This window comes from Microbacterium sp. Y355, assembly GCF_059445345.1.
Window position 1 is genome coordinate 2,832,742 of the sequence record NZ_JCAIUD010000001.1, and the last position, 12,767, is coordinate 2,845,508.

Annotated in this window: 11 protein-coding genes; 10 read left to right on the forward strand and 1 reads right to left on the reverse strand. The window is 65.0% G+C overall.

Features of this window, described 5'->3' with window-relative positions:
• Positions 1 to 4: 4 nt before the first annotated feature.
• From AC1C2O_RS13675 to AC1C2O_RS13685, 3 genes are read left to right on the forward strand one after another with little or no spacing between them, the layout of a single operon-like run.
• Positions 5 to 1,150, forward strand: a complete 1,146-nt coding sequence (locus AC1C2O_RS13675) for a thiamine pyrophosphate-dependent dehydrogenase E1 component subunit alpha (RefSeq protein ID WP_495430987.1) — start codon at positions 5 to 7, stop codon at positions 1,148 to 1,150.
• Complete coding sequence (locus AC1C2O_RS13680; protein WP_495430988.1) at positions 1,147 to 2,127, forward strand: alpha-ketoacid dehydrogenase subunit beta; 981 nt, start codon at positions 1,147 to 1,149, stop codon at positions 2,125 to 2,127. The genes AC1C2O_RS13675 and AC1C2O_RS13680 overlap by 4 nt, the downstream gene beginning before the upstream one ends.
• 21 nt (positions 2,128 to 2,148) lie before the next feature.
• Entirely contained in the window at positions 2,149 to 3,483 is a 1,335-nt protein-coding gene (locus AC1C2O_RS13685; protein WP_495430989.1) for a dihydrolipoamide acetyltransferase family protein, read from the forward strand.
• Positions 3,484 to 3,543: 60 nt separating this feature from the next.
• On the opposite strand, the gene AC1C2O_RS13690 is transcribed toward AC1C2O_RS13685, so the two are convergent.
• Entirely contained in the window at positions 3,544 to 4,773 is a 1,230-nt protein-coding gene (locus AC1C2O_RS13690; RefSeq protein WP_495430990.1) for an ROK family protein, read from the reverse strand.
• Positions 4,774 to 4,874: 101 nt separating this feature from the next.
• Here AC1C2O_RS13690 and AC1C2O_RS13695 point away from each other — a divergent pair, with 101 nt between their 5' ends.
• The 7 genes from AC1C2O_RS13695 (at position 4,875) to AC1C2O_RS13725 (ending at position 12,765) form a co-directional block, all read left to right on the forward strand.
• Complete coding sequence (locus AC1C2O_RS13695; protein ID WP_495430991.1) at positions 4,875 to 6,200, forward strand: ABC transporter substrate-binding protein; 1,326 nt, start codon at positions 4,875 to 4,877, stop codon at positions 6,198 to 6,200.
• A gap of 59 nt (positions 6,201 to 6,259) precedes the next feature.
• Positions 6,260 to 7,153 carry a carbohydrate ABC transporter permease gene (locus AC1C2O_RS13700; RefSeq protein ID WP_495431739.1) on the forward strand — a complete coding sequence of 298 codons (894 nt, stop codon included), beginning with the start codon at positions 6,260 to 6,262 and terminating at the stop codon, positions 7,151 to 7,153.
• The gene (locus AC1C2O_RS13705; protein WP_495430992.1) at positions 7,153 to 8,031 is read left to right on the forward strand and encodes a carbohydrate ABC transporter permease; all 879 of its coding nucleotides are present in this window, start codon (positions 7,153 to 7,155) and stop codon (positions 8,029 to 8,031) included. The genes AC1C2O_RS13700 and AC1C2O_RS13705 overlap by 1 nt, the downstream gene beginning before the upstream one ends.
• A gap of 47 nt (positions 8,032 to 8,078) precedes the next feature.
• On the forward strand, positions 8,079 to 9,764 hold the full coding sequence (locus tag AC1C2O_RS13710; RefSeq protein ID WP_495430993.1) for a glycoside hydrolase family 13 protein: 1,686 nt from the start codon (positions 8,079 to 8,081) through the stop codon (positions 9,762 to 9,764).
• A gap of 246 nt (positions 9,765 to 10,010) precedes the next feature.
• Positions 10,011 to 11,045 carry a metal ABC transporter solute-binding protein, Zn/Mn family gene (locus AC1C2O_RS13715; protein WP_495430994.1) on the forward strand — a complete coding sequence of 345 codons (1,035 nt, stop codon included), beginning with the start codon at positions 10,011 to 10,013 and terminating at the stop codon, positions 11,043 to 11,045.
• A complete protein-coding gene (locus AC1C2O_RS13720; RefSeq protein WP_495430995.1) occupies positions 11,042 to 11,875 on the forward strand; it encodes a metal ABC transporter ATP-binding protein in 834 nt (277 codons plus the stop codon). The genes AC1C2O_RS13715 and AC1C2O_RS13720 overlap by 4 nt, the downstream gene beginning before the upstream one ends.
• The gene (locus tag AC1C2O_RS13725; protein WP_495430996.1) at positions 11,872 to 12,765 is read left to right on the forward strand and encodes a metal ABC transporter permease; all 894 of its coding nucleotides are present in this window, start codon (positions 11,872 to 11,874) and stop codon (positions 12,763 to 12,765) included. Before AC1C2O_RS13720 ends, AC1C2O_RS13725 begins: the two co-directional genes overlap by 4 nt.
• Positions 12,766 to 12,767 lie beyond the last annotated feature (2 nt).

The window sequence follows — 12,767 nt, forward strand, 5'->3', positions numbered from 1 at the left end:
AACGGTGACCTCGTCAGAGACCGATATCGTCCGCGTCCTGGAAGCGGACGGCCGTTTTGCGCCCAGTCCTGCCGCCGAACAGTACCTGCCGTTGATCGATGCGATCAGCGACGCAGAGCTTGAGCAGTTCTATCGCGACATGGTCGTCATCCGCGCCATCGACGATCAAGCCACCAACCTGCAGCGACAAGGACAGTTGGCACTGTGGCCGCCGAGTCGTGGCCAGGAGGCAGCCCAAGTGGGGTCTGCCCGCGCCGCTCGCGCGCAGGACACCCTGTTCCCCTCCTATCGCGAGCATGTCGTCACCCGCATCCGCGGCGTCGACACCATCGGGATCATCAAGCTGATGCGCGGCATTTCGCACGGCGGATGGGATCCGACGGATCCCAAGAACGGCAACACGCGGCTGTACACGCTGGTGCTCGGCTCGCATGCCCTGCACGCTACGGGCTACGCCATGGGCCTCAACTTCGACGGCAAGACCGGCACCGGCGACCCTGAGCGTGATGAGGCGGTGGTCGTCTATTACGGGGATGGCGCTTCCAGTCAGGGTGACATCCACGAGGCGATGGTTTTCGCCGCCAGCTACCAGGCCCCGACGGTGTTCTTCCTGCAGAACAACCAGTGGGCGATCTCGGTTCCGGTGGCTACGCAAACGCGGGTGCCGTTCGTGAAGCGCAGTGCCGGCTACGGCATCGAGAGCATCCATGTCGATGGCAATGATGTGCTCGCGAGCTACGCCGTCTCCCGTGTCGCTCTCGATGAGGCGCGCGCCGGGAAGGGCCCACGGGCGATCGAGGCCGAGACCTACCGCCTCGGTGCGCACACCACGAGCGACGATCCAACTAAATATCGCACCAGCGATGAAGAGCAGTCGTGGGCGAAGCGCGACCCGATCACGCGCATGCGCGCCTTCCTTGAGGGCAAGGGAGCGAGCAACTCTTTCTTCGAGGATGTGAGTACCGAGGCATCCGATGCAGCGGAAGACCTCCGCGTTCGCACGCTGGCCCTCGAATCGCCGCCGGCAAACCTGATCTTCGACCACGTCTACAGCGAGCAGCATCCGCTGATGGATGAGCAGCGCGCGTGGCGCGAACAGTACGAGGCGTCTTTTGAGCAGCCGACGCAGAACGGAGGCGCCCACGCATGACGCTCGAGACCATGCCATTCAGCAAGGCACTCAACGCTGGCCTGCGCAAGGCCATGGAAGACGACCCGCGCGTCCTGCTCATGGGCGAGGATATTGGCAAGCTCGGCGGGGTTTTCCGCATCACCGAGCACCTGCAGCGGGACTTCGGTGAGAACCGCGTCCTCGACACTCCGCTTGCGGAATCAGGCATCGTCGGCACCGCGATCGGCCTGGCGATGGCAGGCTTCCGCCCGATCTGCGAGATTCAGTTCGACGGGTTCGTGTTCCCGGCGTTCGACCAGATCACCACGCAACTGGCGAAGCTGACCAACCGGCACGAGGGCACGATTTCTATGCCGATCGTGATCCGCATTCCCTACGGCGGACACATTGGTGCAGTTGAGCATCACCAGGAAAGCCCGGAGACATACTTCGCGCACACCCCCGGCCTCCGTGTGGTGTCGCCGTCAACCCCGAACGACGCGTACTGGATGATCCAGGAGGCGATCCGCTCAAACGACCCGATCATCTTCCTCGAGCCGAAGAGTCGCTACTGGCACAAGGGCGAGGTTGAGCTCGAACAGTCCACGGCGGCCCTGCATGCATCGCGAGTGGTGCGTTCCGGCACCGACGTGACACTGGTCGGCCACGGCGCAATGGTCACGGTGCTGCTGCAGGCGGCCGCGCTCGCCGAGGGTGAGGGTACGAGTTGCGAGGTCGTCGATGTACGCTCGCTGTCACCGGTCGACTACGGCCCGATCCTCGATTCGGCCCGCAAGACCGGCCGCATGATCTATGCCCAAGAAGCCCCTGGCTTCAACAGTCTCGGCAGTGAAATCGCCGCGACCGTGATGGAGCGCGCGTTCTACGCCCTGGAGGCGCCCGTGCTGCGGGTGTCGGGCTACGACGCTCCGTTCCCGCCCGCCAAGCTGGAAGGCACCTTCCTTCCGGATGCCGACCGCATCCTCGAGGCCGTCGACAGGTCGATGGCGTACTGAGTCGTTCCGAAAGGACTCGCAATGAGCACGCAGCACTTCACTCTCCCGGACGTCGGCGAGGGCCTGACCGAAGCTGAGATCGTCACCTGGAAGGTCGCGCCTGGCGATGCGGTTGCGATCAATGACGTGATCGTCGAGATCGAGACCGCCAAGTCGCTCGTCGAGTTGCCCTCGCCGTACGCCGGCGTTGTCGGTGAGCTGCTCGTGAGCGAGGGGACGACGGTCGAGGTCGGCGCGCCGATCATCAGCTTCGTGTCGGATGCTGCGACAGCTGACTCTGCGACGCCCGCTGCCCCGGCCGCTGAGGAGGCCGGAGGTTCGGTGCTGGTCGGATACGGAACGGGAGCGGGCGCGACCTCGCGCCGCACGCGCCCGGCGGTGCGCACGGTGCGCTCATCGGTCGGCGTGATCGCGAAGCCGCCGATTCGCAAGCTCGCTCGCGACCTGGGCGTCGACCTGTCGGCTGTCACCCCGACCGGTGCCGACGGCGAGGTTACACGCGACGATGTCGTAGGGCACGCCTCACAGGCCAGCGTCTTCCGCAACATCGAGACCCCGGAGTGGAGCACTGTGCGTGAGGAGACCGTTCCCGCGCCGAAGAGCGCGCCCGTCGGTCTTGCTCGCGGTGTGACTCCGACGCCGGCTTCTGACCCTTCGCGAACGGAGTCGATTCCGGTCAAGGGCGTCCGCAAGGTCAGCGCCTCTGCCATGGTGCAGAGCGCCTACAGTGCACCGCACGTCACGGTGTGGAAAGAAGTCGACGCGACTCGCACGATGGAGCTGGTCAAGCGGCTCAAGTCTTCCCCGGACTACACCGACATCAAGGTCTCGCCGTTGCTGATCGTGGCCCGTGCCGTGATCTGGGCTGTGCGCCGCAACCCGATGGTCAACGCCGCCTGGGTCGAGACCGAGGACGGCGCCGAGATCTCGGTGCGCCACTACGTCAACCTCGGCATCGCGGCGGCGACGCCGCGCGGGCTTCTGGTGCCGAACATCAAGGACGCCCAGGACCTCAGCATGAAGGACCTCGCCCGCGCCCTCAACCGGCTCACGCTGACGGCGCGCGAGGGTAAGACTCCGCCGGTCGACCAGCAGGGCGGCACGATCACGATCACGAACATCGGCGTCTTCGGTATGGATGCCGGAACCCCGATCATCAACCCCGGCGAAGCAGGCATCGTGGCGATGGGCACCATCAGTCAGAAGCCGTGGGTCGTCGACGGTGAGGTGCGCCCGCGCTTCGTCACCACCGTTGCTGGCTCGTTCGACCACCGTGTGATCGACGGCGACGGCATGAGCCGTTTCATCGCCGACGTGGCCAGCATCCTCGAGGAACCCGCACTGCTCGTCGACTGACGCCGCGCCAGCGGTGATCCGCGCGACTGTGATCGTCGCGCTGGAATGCCAGCGTCGGCTTCATAAGGGGGATGCGGGCGCGCTGAGCCGCTTCTCCGCGAGTTGGGGCACCGTCCGCTCGCGGGCTGCGCGTCGAGCGGTCGCGATGGCTCCAGCCGACACGACTTCAGCGCCCAGAGTCGAGGCGACGATCTGAGGCGCCGGCAGGTGCAGCTCGTCGGGGAGGATGCGCCGGGCCGCGGCGAGCACAGGTTCGATGCTCTCGGCGACCGCCCCGCACACGATCACGCGTGACGGGTCATACATGCTGCCGAGTACTCCGACGACTCGGGCGACGGTCGCGCCTACACGGTTAGTGACGAGCACCGCATCCGCGTCTCCTGAGGCAGCGAGGGTCAGAACCAGACGCGCATCGATGTGATCCCTGTCGACCAATCGTCCCACTGCGCTGTCGAGCGCGATCTCGCCGGCCTCGACCGCAGCGCGGGCCTGATCCTGCACGGAGTATCGGAGCCCGAAGGCGGAGCCGACGCCCACAATGTGATCGAACACGACACCCTCGCCGACGCCGCCGTGCGCACCGTGCAACACGTGTCCGTCGACGACCACTCCACCGCCGAAGCGCTCGCTGGCAAGCAGGGCGACATAGTCGCGGCATCCGATCGCAGCGCCGACCGCACCCTCGGCAATTGCGGCGAGCTGGGCGTCGTTCTTGATCTCCACGACGGGCGCCCAGTCCCGCAGTGCTTCCGCGAGGCCGGGATTCGTGCGCTCCCAGAAGCCGTCTGGGTGCGGCGGTGAGATGCCGTCGCGATTCACGGGAGCGGCGACTCCTACGCAGAGCGCAAGCACGTGATCTCGGGGAGTGCCGGCCTCTTCGAGTGCAGCGCGCAGTTGGTCGATGATGGTTGACCGGCGCTCGTCAGCCGACTGAGTTGGAGCCACCTCGACTCGGTGGTGCACGAGCGTGCGGTCGAGTGGATCGGCGACGGTCACGGCGATGTGGGTGTCACCCGCGTCGATGCCGACGATGACGCCGAGATCGGTGGAGAGGGCGAAACGTCGGGCTGGGCGACCGGAACGGTAGTTGCCAGTTGCCCGGGCATTAGGAAGTTCGCGAAGCACCTCGGCGCCGAGCAAAGTGTCGATTGCGTCGATGGCGGTGGATCGCGTGAGTGACGTGGCGGCCATGGCGTCGGTGGCGGTGAACTGCCCTGCCTCCCACGCGAAGTCAAGGACGGCCCCGACGCTCGCGCGTCCGGTTCCGAGATCCGTCGACACTTCCGTCATACCCCTTGACCTTCCCGTCGTTCTAATGAGAGAGTACCTCTCGACAGTAAATTTGCTCACTAGATTTAATGTGCGGATCTATCGGATCGGGAAGGACAACGGTGTCTGACAAACGAACACGCGCGTTGCGGATGCTGGCCGGAGGCCTCGGGCTCGCGATGGTCGGGGCAGCCCTCACCAGCTGCGCGGCCGGCTCCGGAGCGGAGACGATTCGCTTCACGTTCAACAAGCGCGAGGCGATCCCTTTCATGACCGATCTCGTCGCCGAGTACAACTCGTCGCAGGACGACGTACGGGTGGAGATCGACACCTCGGGTCCCGATGTCATCTCCGCCAGCTTCGTGCGCGGCAACCCGCCCGACCTCATCCTCGGCAACTACAACTACGAGATCGCCCGCTTCGTGCAGCGCTGCGCTCTCATCGATCTCTCCGAGACGGATGCGGCAGCCAGCATCCGGGACGATCTGCAGCCGCTCATGGAGCAGTACGGATCTTGCGAGGGTCGCACCAGCGCTCTGCCCTACTCGGTGATGGCGGCCTCCGTGATCTATAACAAGGAGATTTTCCAGGCCCAGGGGTTGGAGGTGCCGCAGACCTGGGACGAGTTGATCGCCGTGTGCGAGCAGTTGAAAGAAGCCGGAATCGATCCCTTCTACGCGACGTTCAAGGATGACTGGACCGTCGGGCAGGGCTGGTATGACTACGCGATCGGCGGCTCCGTTGACACGATCGACTTCTTCAACGCCATGGCCGTTGAAGGCGCAGCGGTCGGCCCCGACTCCGATGTCTCGTTCGAGAAGGACTTCGCCGAGCCCATGGAGCAGATGATGCAGCTCGCGGACGACTACACGAATGACGATGCGGCGAGCCGAGGCTACGGCGACGGCAACCTCGCCTTCGCCAAGGGCGAGGCAGCGATGTATATGCAAGGGCCGTGGGCGTTCAGCGAGATCGCCAAGACTGCACCGGACCTTCAGCTAGGCACCTTCCCGCTGCCCATGACCGACGACCCGGCCGACCTCGGTGTGCGCGTGAATATGGACCTTGGCGCCATGATCCCCGAGGGGTCGCGGCACCAGGAGGCGGCGCGCGACTTCCTCGAGTATCTGTACCTGCCCGAGAACATCGAGGAGTACAACGCGTCGCAGCTCGGCTTCACACCGACGAAGGATGCCCCGGCGCCCGATGATCCACGCGTCGAGGGAATGATCGACTACTACGAGGATGGGCAGATCTACCAAGGGCCCTCGGTGCTCGTGCCCAAGACGATCCCGGTGATGAGCTATGCACAGGCGATGGTGCTGGGAGCCTCGACCACCTCGACGCTGCGCACCATGGACGCGGATTGGGCTCGCATCGCCTTCCGCGCGCCGATCCCCACCACAGGCGATGCGGCAGCCGGCGAGACAGAGGAGTCCGCACCGTGAGCACCACCGCAGCCGCGAACACTACGCGGCCGAACAGTCCGACGACGGACACGACCTCGATCGTCACCGGAAGGGGACGCAAGCTCCGGCGCCACACGCGCCGAGTCGAGCCGATCTACTACCTCTTCCTGCTTCCGACGCTCGTACTTTTCACCCTCGCCATCACGCTTCCCGCTGCCATGGGAATCTTCTTCAGCTTCACCGACTCGATCGGTATCGGCGAGTGGAGCTTCAACGGGCTGACCAACTACATCGCGATGTTCAGCGATCCGTCGATCCTGCAGAGCTACCTATTCACGTTCGGGTTCTCGCTCGCCACGGTCATCGTGGTCAACGTGATCGCCTTCCTGCTCGCGGTCGGTCTCACTTCACGCATCCGCTTCAAGACGGCGCTGCGCACGATCTTCGTGATCCCGATGGTCATCTCGGGCATCATCATTGCCTACGTCTTCAACTTCCTCTTCTCCAACTCGATCCCTGAAGCTGGCGCGGCCGCCGGCATCCCCTGGCTCGCTACGAGCCTGCTGGCCAACCCTGATCTCGCCTGGGTGGCGATCGTGATCGTGACCGCATGGCAGGCCATTCCCGGCGCCTTGCTGATCTACATCGCAGGTCTACTCTCGGTGCCGGGCGAGGTCTACGAGGCGGCGAGCATCGACGGCGCGAGCAAGCCTCAACAGCTCACACGCATCACGATCCCGCTCGTCGCAGGCTACGTCGTGATCAACATCATCCTCGGATTCAAGGGCTTCCTGAACGCCTACGACATCATCGTCGGCCTCACCAACGGCGGCCCTGGAACCTCGACCCGTAGCGTCGCGATGACGATCATTGCGGGCTTCAACAGCGGCGACTACGCCTACCAGATGGCCAACGCGACGATCTTCTTCATCGTCGCCGTGCTCATCTCCCTCCTTCAGCTCTCGCTGACCCGCGGAAGGAATGCTCTCTGATGTCAACGCAGACACTCACCACGATCCCCACTTCGGGCAAGAAGCCGCGCATGCGAATGGAGCGGGTGAGCTGGTCGGGCACGATCATTCTGATCCTGTGCGCTGTCACCGTGCTCCTGCCGCTGTACGTGACGATCTCGATGGCGTTCAAGACCACAGGCCAGGCGGTCGACGGCAACGCCTTCTCCCTCCCCGCGCCGTTCAGCATCGACGGGGTCATCGAGGCGTGGAACCTCACGAAGTTCCCCGTCGGCGCAGGCGTCTCGCTGTTGGTCACCGCCGGCACTGTGATCGCGACGATCCTGCTTGCAGCCTTCGCGTCCTACGCGATCGTGCGCAACTGGGATCGCCGGCTATTTCGTTACTCGTTCTTCTACCTGCTCGCGGCGATGTTCATTCCGTTCCCGGTAGTCGCGCTGCCGCAGATCCAGCTCACTGGACGCGTCGGGCTGGACAACCCCTATGGCGTGATCATCCTCGCGACGATGTTCCAGCTCAGCTTCAGCGTGCTGCTGTTCACTGCTTTCCTGCGGTCTATCCCGATCGAACTCGAAGAGAGCGCACGCATCGACGGCGCGACGACGTGGCAGACGTTCTGGCAACTGATCTTCCCGCTGCTCGCCCCGATGAGCGCGACCGTCGGCATCTTCGCGTTCCTCTACGCCTGGAACGACTTCATGATGCCATCGCTCATCATCTCCGATCCGGCGATGCAGACCCTGCCGGTGCGACAGAATCTCTTCCAGACGCAGTTCAGCAACAATTACAACGTGTCGTTCGCCTCGTATCTGATGGCGATGGCACCCGCGATCCTGGCGTACCTCTTCACGCAGCGCTTCGTCATGGAGGGCGTGACTCAAGGTGCAGTCAAGGGCTGACTCTCACCTGAATAGACCACCGCAAGAAAGAGGGAGTAACACTTTTCATGACTGATGCGCTTCTCACCGAGACCCGCGAAGACGACAAGACGGCAGCGTGGTGGCGTCAGGCCGCCGTCTACCAGATCTATCCCCGAAGCTTCGCCGATGCGAACGGCGATGGACTCGGCGATATCCCTGGCATCCTGTCCCGCGTCGACTACCTCGCCGATCTTGGGATCGACGCGGTCTGGCTGAGCCCGTTCTACCCATCGGAGCTCGCCGACGGCGGATACGACGTCGCCGACTACCGCAACGTCGACCCGCGCCTGGGCACACTCGCAGACTTCGACGCGATGGTCGAAGCGCTGCATGACCGTGGCATCCGTGTCGTCGTCGACATCGTTCCCAACCACACCTCCGACCAGCACGAATGGTTCCAGGAGGCGTTGGCGGCCGGCCGGGGGTCGGCGGCACGCGAGCGGTACATCTTCCGGGAGGGCAGCGGCCCCGACGGCGCAGAGCCGCCGACCGACTGGGGGGCGGCGTTCGGTGGTGGTGCGTGGGAGCGCGTCGAGGACGGACAGTGGTACCTCCACAGCTTCGCCATCGAGCAGCCAGATCTGAACTGGGATCACCGGGAAGTCCGCGAGGACTTCCTGACCACTCTGCGCTTCTGGTCGGACCGCGGGGTCGACGGCTTCCGCATCGACGTCGCGCACATGCTCACGAAGGACCTCAGTGAGCCGCTGCCCTCGCAGGCAGAGCTTGACGCGATGGACCGCACCGCTGGCAGCCATCCGTTGAGCGACCGCGACGACGTGCACGAGATCTACGCCGAGTGGCGGAAAGTCTTCAACGAGTACGACCCGCCGCGTACCGCGGTCGCCGAGGCGTGGGTTGCTACGCCGGAGCGTCGCGCGAAGTACGCGTCGGCGGAGGGGCTCGGTCAAGCGTTCAACTTCGACCTCCTTGTCGCCGACTTCGACGCTGAGGAGTTCCGTCGCATCATCGCGGACAACCTGCAGCAGGCGCGCGCTACCGGATCTTCGACCACGTGGGTGCTCTCCAACCACGACGTCACGCGGCACGCGACCCGGTACGGATTGCCCCCGCTCGACGGGCGCCCGGTCAAGCAGGGCACCGAATGGGTGGCTGCCGGTGGCCCCGAAGATCTGCTCGATCGCGAGCGAGGCCTCCGCCGGGCACACGCGGCCACACTGCTTCTGCTGGGGCTCCCTGGCAGTACTTACCTCTACCAGGGCGAGGAACTCGGACTGCAAGAAGTCGCGGAAATCTCGGCGGAGCAACGGCAGGACCCGTCGTTCTTCCGCGGTGCCGAGTTCGACGGCCTGGGGCGCGACGGATGCCGTGTGCCACTGCCGTGGACGGCAACCGGTCCCTCCTTCGGGTTCGGCGCGGCTCGTGCGCATCTGCCGCAACCGGTCTGGTTCGCCGAGTATGCCGTTGAGGTTGAGGCGGCTGATCCGTCGTCGACGCTCTCGCTGTACCGGGAGGCGCTGCGTCAGCGACACTTGCTGCAGACCGAGGAGAGCCTGGAGTGGATCGAGACGGGCCGGGCTGACGTGCTGCGCTTCGCGCGCCCGAACGGCTGGGAGGTTGTGGCGAACTTCGGGATCGATCCGTTCGAGCTTGGGGCACGCGCCGCGGATGTTGTGCTCGGAACCGTCGTCGACGATGCCGTGCCGGGGGAAACCACGGTCTGGATCGCACCGACCGGGTCCGTCGGCTGACACTGCGATTCGAGCGATTCGCGGACGGAGGGGTCGCACATCGCCGCTAACTCCCTCTGCGACCGACCATGTGCGACCCCTCCAGGCAGATCGGCGTTTCCGTCTCGCGCCCAGGGGTCGCACATAGTCGCTCCGGCACGCGTTGAGCGGCCATGTGTGACCCCGCGTCGCCCCCGCGTCGCCGCGGAGAGCACTCGTCTCGGGCACGTTGTGAGAATGGTTATCATTAGCGTGTAGAATCGAAGCATGAAGAAGCCCGTTGTCGCCCTTGCACTTGCATCCGTCTCTGCTCTCGTGCTGGCTGGATGCTCCAGCCCTGCAAACTCGGCGGGCGCCGACGACGGTGTGATCCAGGTCATCGCGAGCACCAACGTCTACGGTTCGCTGGCAGAGCAAATTGGCGGCGATCGGGTCGAGGTGACCTCGATCGTCACCTCCGCAGCGCAGGATCCGCACTCCTATGAGGCATCCGCTCGCGATCGACTGACCGTGCAGAATGCCGACCTTGTCATCGAGAACGGCGGCGGATATGACTCCTTCATCGACACGCTGCTCGGTGATTCCGACGCGCATGTGCTGACCGCAGTCGAGTTCGCGCACGACTACCCGGGCAACGAAGGCCATCAGGATGCCGAGGACGCCCACGCAGATGAGGAAGCGCACGATCATGCGGAAGACGACCACGCAGATGAAGCTCATGCGGAAGAAGCTGACGGGCACGAGGCTGACGACCATGAGGGCCACGACCACATCGAAGGATTCAACGAGCACGTCTGGTTCGATCCGCACACGATGATCCACGTGGTCGAGGGAATCGCCGAGGAGCTGACCGAACTCGACCCGGACGGCGAGGCCGACTTCACCGCCGCAGCCGACGCGATCATCGCCGAGCTTGAGGGCTTCGAAGCAGACCTCGAGACGCTCGGTACTGAGGCAGACGGAGCATCCGTCTTCATCACCGAACCACTTCCGGGCTACATCGCCGCGGCCGCAGGCCTGACCGATATCACCCCTGAAAGCTTCGCCGAGTCGGTAGAAGAGGGCAACGACGTGGCGCCCGCCACCCTGCTCGCCGCCCTTGAGGTGATCGACAGCGGTGACGTGCAAGTGCTTCTCACCAACGCGCAGACCGGTGGTGCCGAAACGCAGCGAGTAGAGGATGCCGCAGAGGCCGCTGGCATTCCCGTGGTGGCTTTTACGGAGCTACTTGAGGACGGATCGTCGTACGCTGAGTGGATGCACGATGCGATCCAGAACCTCGCCGACGCGCTCCGGTCGTGAGTGCGGGCGATACCGAGCGCGCTCCGATACTCGAGATACGCGGCGCTGGACTTCATCGCGGCAACCGTGAGCTGTGGTCCGGGCTCGATCTGACCGTCGAACCAGGGGAGTTCATCGCGGTGCTCGGGCCCTCCGGCTCAGGCAAGACGACGCTCATGCGGGCGATCCTCGGCCTGCAGTCACTCAGCGAAGGCAGCATCCGGGTCGCAGGCACGCCAGTGCACCGTGGAAATCCGCGCATCGGCTATATCCCGCAGCAGCGGCCGCTTCCGCCAGACACCAGCATGCGCGCCCGTGATGTCGTGGCGCTGGGGGTGAACGGCACCCGGTTCGGCCTTCCGATCCCGCGTCGCGGTGACCGCGCTCGCGTGGATGCTCTCCTCGAAGGCGTCGGCGCATCCCACTTCGCGGATCGACGTGTGGGGTTGCTCTCCGGTGGGGAGCAGCAGCGCCTCCGTGTCGGTCAGGCCCTCGCCGATGAGCCCACGCTCCTTCTCTGCGATGAGCCGCTCTCGAACCTCGACCTCGCCAATCAGGTGGGCATCACCGACATCATCGACCGGCAGCGCCGCGAGCGCGATGCGGCGGTGCTGTTCGTCACGCACGACATCAACCCGATCCTTGGCCGCGTTGACCGCATCCTCTACATCGCCGGAGGCCGTTTCGTGCTCGGTACTCCCGAGGAAGTGCTGCAGAGCAGGGTTCTCACCGATCTGTACGGCACCCCCGTCTTCGTGCTGCGCGCGGGCGACCGTCTGGTGGTCGTCGGCGTCCCAGACGCGGAGCCGCATCACGATCACGGAGACCACGACGCAGGAGAGGCCGCATGATCGCCGCGACCGGCCTCTGGCAGGCCGTCGACTGGAGCGACGTCTTTTCCTTCCAGGATTACGGCGCGCTCGTCGCCCTGCTCTCAAACTCGATCATCGCTGGTGCCGTTCTCGGCATCGTCGGCGGGTTGATTGGCGTTTTCGTCATGCAGCGCGACCTTGCCTTCGCCGTGCACGGCGTGAGTGAGTTGTCGTTCGCGGGAGCTGCGGCGGCACTGCTGTTCGGCGGCAGCGTGGTGGCTGGATCCCTCGGCGGTGCGCTGGTGGCGGCGATTCTGATCGGAATCCTCGGTGCCAAAGCCCGCGATCGCAACTCGATCGTCGGGGTGCTCATGCCGTTCGGGCTTGGTCTCGGCATCCTGTTTCTCTCGCTCTACGACGGACGCAGCGCGAATCGCTTCGGTCTGCTCACTGGGCAGATCGTCTCGGTGTCGAGTCCCGACCTCGGCTGGCTGATCGGAATCAGCGCCGTCGTGCTCATCGGACTACTGCTGATGTGGAACCCGTTGCGGTTTGACTCATTGGATGCCGTGGCAGCCTCTGCCCGCGGCATCCCGACCCGGGCGCTGAGCCTGGCGTTCATGGTGCTGCTCGGGCTCATCGTCGCCGTCGCCGTGCACATCATCGGCGCGCTACTGGTGATGGCGCTGCTGGTGACACCGGCTGCGGCCGCGATGCGTATCAGCGCAGGACCTCTCGCTGTGCCATTGCTGGCCGCGCTGTTCGGCTTCGTCTCTGCGGTCGGTGGCATCCTGCTCGCGCTCGCTGGTACTCTGCCGGTGAGCCCGTACATCACGACGATCTCGTTCCTCATCTACGCCGGATGCTGGATCATTCAGGCCAGGCGGGATCGGGTGCGTCGGCGAGAGTCATCCCCCAGGATGACCTGAAT